This window comes from Streptomyces flavofungini (assembly GCF_041028215.1).
In the GTDB taxonomy this organism is placed as follows: Bacteria; Actinomycetota; Actinomycetes; order Streptomycetales; family Streptomycetaceae; genus Streptomyces; species Streptomyces flavofungini_B.
This window is the reverse complement of record NZ_JASKYR010000697.1, coordinates 1-3,753: the sequence shown is the minus strand read 5'-3', so window position 1 is coordinate 3,753 and position 3,753 is coordinate 1. Positions and strand designations below refer to the sequence as shown.

The 3,753-nt window shown below is 70.9% G+C and carries 3 protein-coding genes; all 3 read left to right on the top strand.

The window, feature by feature from the left end; translation table 11 throughout:
• Nucleotides 1-111 precede the first annotated feature (111 nt).
• The 3 genes from AB8Z36_RS32710 (at nucleotide 112) to AB8Z36_RS32700 (ending at nucleotide 3,716) form a co-directional block, all read left to right on the top strand.
• Nucleotides 112-1,293, top strand: coding sequence for a Gfo/Idh/MocA family protein (locus tag AB8Z36_RS32710; protein WP_369217013.1), 1,182 nt, complete (start codon nucleotides 112-114; stop codon nucleotides 1,291-1,293).
• A gap of 123 nt (nucleotides 1,294-1,416) precedes the next feature.
• Nucleotides 1,417-2,445, top strand: a complete 1,029-nt coding sequence (gene tdh, locus AB8Z36_RS32705; RefSeq protein ID WP_369217012.1) for an L-threonine 3-dehydrogenase — start codon at nucleotides 1,417-1,419, stop codon at nucleotides 2,443-2,445.
• Between the two features lie 62 nt (nucleotides 2,446-2,507).
• Nucleotides 2,508-3,716: a glycine C-acetyltransferase gene (locus tag AB8Z36_RS32700; protein WP_369217011.1), complete on the top strand. Its 1,209-nt coding sequence runs from the start codon at nucleotides 2,508-2,510 to the stop codon at nucleotides 3,714-3,716.
• The last annotated feature ends 37 nt before the right edge of the window (nucleotides 3,717-3,753 follow it).

The window sequence follows — 3,753 nt, the reverse complement described above, 5'->3', positions numbered from 1 at the left end:
CTGATATCCAGTGACCACCGCAAGGTGGTGGAGGCCCCCCCCCCCCCCCCCCCCCCCCCCCGCACCCGCACCACCGGCACCCGCACCACCGGCACAAGCGAAGGAAGTTCCATGACCGACCTCCGTCTCGGCGTTCTCGGCTTCGGACTGCGCGGCTCGCTCGCCCGTACCGCCCACCGGCCAGGAGCGGGCTCGCGCGTCACCGCGCTGGCCGAGCACGACGCCACCGCCCGCGCCGAGGCGGCGGCCGCCTTTCCCGGCGCCCTGATATCCAGTGACCACCGCAAGGTGGTGGAGGACCCGGACGTCGACGCCATCGTGGTGCTCACCCCCGACCACACCCACGCCGCGCTGGCCCGCGAGGCGCTGCGCGAGGGCAAGCCCGTCTTCGTCGAGAAGCCTCTGGAGATCGGCATCGAGGCATGCGACGAGATCCTGCGCACGGCGTACGAGACGGGCACCCGGCTCTACGTCGGGCACAACATGCGCCACATGCCCGTGGTACGGCTGATGCGCGACATCATCGAGCGCGGCGAGATCGGCGAGGTCAAGACCGTCTGGGTGCGGCACTTCGTGGGCTACGGCGGCGACTGGTACTTCAAGGACTGGCACGCCGAGCGGCGGTACACCACCGGCCTGCTGCTCCAGAAGGCCGCCCATGACATCGACGTACTGCACTGGCTCGCGAGCGGCTACGCACGGCAGGTGCAGGCCCTCGGTGACCTGATGGTCTACGGCGACAACCCGCACCGCCGCGCGCCGGGTGAGCCCAAGGCCGACGACTGGTACACCGAGGACGGCCACTGGCCGCCGCACACCCAGCGCGGCCTGAACCCGGTCATCGACGTCGAGGACGTCTCCCTGGTCAACATGCGCCTCGACAACGGCGTGCTCGCCGCCTACCAGCAGTGCCACTTCGCCCCCGACTACTGGCGCAACTACACGGTCATCGGCGACGCGGGCCGCCTGGAGAACTTCGGCGACGGGCCGGGCGCCGAGGTCAAGGTGTGGAACTCCCGCCGCTCCGGCTACCGGGGCGAGGCGGACGCCACGTACCCCGTGCCGGAGGTGGACGACGGCGGGCACGGCGGCGCCGACCCGCTGCTGATCGACGAGTTCGTCCGCTTCGCCCGCGAGGGAGGGCGCACCGACACCTCGCCCGTCGCCGCGCGGATGGCGGTCGCGGCCGGTGTGCGGGCCACCGAGTCGCTGCGGAACGGCGGCACACCGCGCGAGGTGCCGGAACTCGACCCCGCCCTGATCGCCTACTTCGAGGGCGGTCAGGTCCGCTGACCGGCGAGGTCTGAAGGAAAGCTGCGGCGGCGCTTAAGAAAGTCTCGATGGACCGGGGCGCCGCCGTAGGGAAGATTCCTGTGTCGTCGGAGGAAGAAGCGACGTACGACAGGAGCCGTTGCGTTGAAGGCGCTGGTCAAGGAGAAGGCGGAGCCGGGTCTCCGGCTGATGGACGTGCCGGAGCCGGTCATCGGCCACGGGGACGTCCTCATCAAGGTGCTCCGCACCGGGATCTGCGGAACCGATCTGCACATCCGGGCCTGGGACGGCTGGGCGCAGCAGTCGATCAGCGCGCCGCTCGTGGTCGGGCACGAGTTCGTCGGCGAGGTCGTCGAAACCGGCCGCGACGTCGCCGACATCAAGGCGGGCGACCTGGTCAGCGGCGAGGGCCACCTGGTCTGCGGCAAGTGCCGCAACTGCCTGGCCGGACGGCGCCACCTGTGCCGCGCCACGGTCGGCCTCGGTGTCGGGCGCGACGGCGCCTTCGCCGAGTACGTCGCGCTGCCCGCGTCGAACGTGTGGGTGCACCGCGTCCCCGTGGACCTCGACGTCGCCGCGATCTTCGACCCGTTCGGCAACGCCGTGCACACGGCTCTGTCCTTCCCGCTGGTCGGCGAGGACGTACTGATCACCGGGGCGGGCCCGATCGGCCTGATGGCCGCCGCCGTGGCGCGGCACGCCGGTGCCCGCAACGTGGTGATAACCGACGTCAGCGAGGAGCGCCTGGAGCTGGCCCGCAAGATCGGCGTCAGCCTCGCGCTGAACGTGGCGGGCTCCACGATCGCCGACGGCCAGCGCGAGCTGGGGCTGCGCGAGGGCTTCGACGTCGGCCTGGAGATGTCCGGCAACCCGCGCGCGATGCGCGACATGGTCGCCAACATGACCCACGGCGGCAAGATCGCCATGCTCGGTCTGCCCGCCGAGGAGTTCGCGGTCGACTGGGCCAGGATCGTCACGTCCATGATCACGATCAAGGGCATCTACGGCCGGGAGATGTTCGAGACCTGGTACGCGATGTCCGTGCTGCTCGAAGGCGGCCTCGACCTGGCCCCCGTGATCACGGGCCGGTACGGCCACCGCGACTTCGAGGCCGCCTTCGACGACGCGGCGAGCGGCCGTGGCGGCAAGGTCATCCTCGACTGGACCTCCTGACCTGGCCCGTCCCCGACTTCCGACTTCCCGACTCCTGATTCCTGATTGCTGAGGACTCACGCATGTTCGACTCCGTACGCGCAGACCTCCAGGCCACCCTCGACGAGATCCGCTCGGCGGGCCTGCACAAGCCCGAGCGCGTCATCGGCACCCCGCAGTCCGCCAAGGTCGCCGTGACGGCGGGCGGCCGTCCCGGCGAGGTCCTCAACTTCTGCGCCAACAACTACCTCGGTCTCGCCGACCACCCCGAGGTCGTCGCCGCCGCGCACGAGGCCCTGGACCGCTGGGGCTACGGCATGGCCTCCGTCCGCTTCATCTGCGGCACCCAGGAGGTGCACAAGGAGCTGGAGGCGCGGCTCTCGGCCTTCCTCGGCCAGGAGGACACGATCCTCTACTCCTCCTGCTTCGACGCCAACGGCGGTGTCTTCGAGACGCTGCTCGGCGCCGAGGACGCGGTGATCTCCGACGCGCTCAACCACGCGTCGATCATCGACGGCATCCGCCTGTCCAAGGCCCGCCGCTTCCGGTACGCCAACCGTGACCTCGCGGACCTGGAGCAGCGGCTGAAGGAGGCCACGGAGGGCGGCGCCCGCCGCAAGCTGATCGTCACCGACGGCGTCTTCTCCATGGACGGCTACGTGGCGCCGCTCGCGGAGATCTGCGACCTCGCCGACCGTTACGACGCGATGGTCATGGTCGACGACTCGCACGCCGTCGGCTTCGTGGGCCCCGGCGGGCGCGGCACGCCCGAGCTGCACGGCGTCATGGACCGCGTCGACATCATCACCGGCACGCTGGGCAAGGCCCTCGGCGGTGCCTCCGGCGGCTACGTCGCGGCTCGCGCGGAGATCGTCGCCCTGCTGCGGCAGCGCTCGCGTCCGTACCTCTTCTCCAACACGCTCGCCCCGGTGATCGCGGCGGCCTCCCTCAAGGTCCTCGACCTGCTGGAGTCGGCCGGTGACCTGCGCGAGCGGCTCGCGGCGAACACCGCGCTGTTCCGTTCGCGGATGACGGACGAGGGCTTCGACATCCTCCCCGGCGACCACGCCATCGCCCCCGTCATGATCGGCGACGCGTCCGTCGCGGGCCGCATGGCCGAGCTGCTCCTTGAGCGCGGCGTCTACGTGATCGGCTTCTCGTACCCCGTGGTGCCGCAGGGGGCGGCCCGCATCCGCGTCCAGCTGTCGGCCGCGCACTCGACGGAGGACGTCAACAGGGCCGTCGACGCGTTTGTTGCGGCTCGCGCTGAGCTGGAGTCCGGCGGGGTCTGAGTTCTTGACCGGGGTCTCAGTTCGGTGGGGCCCCGGT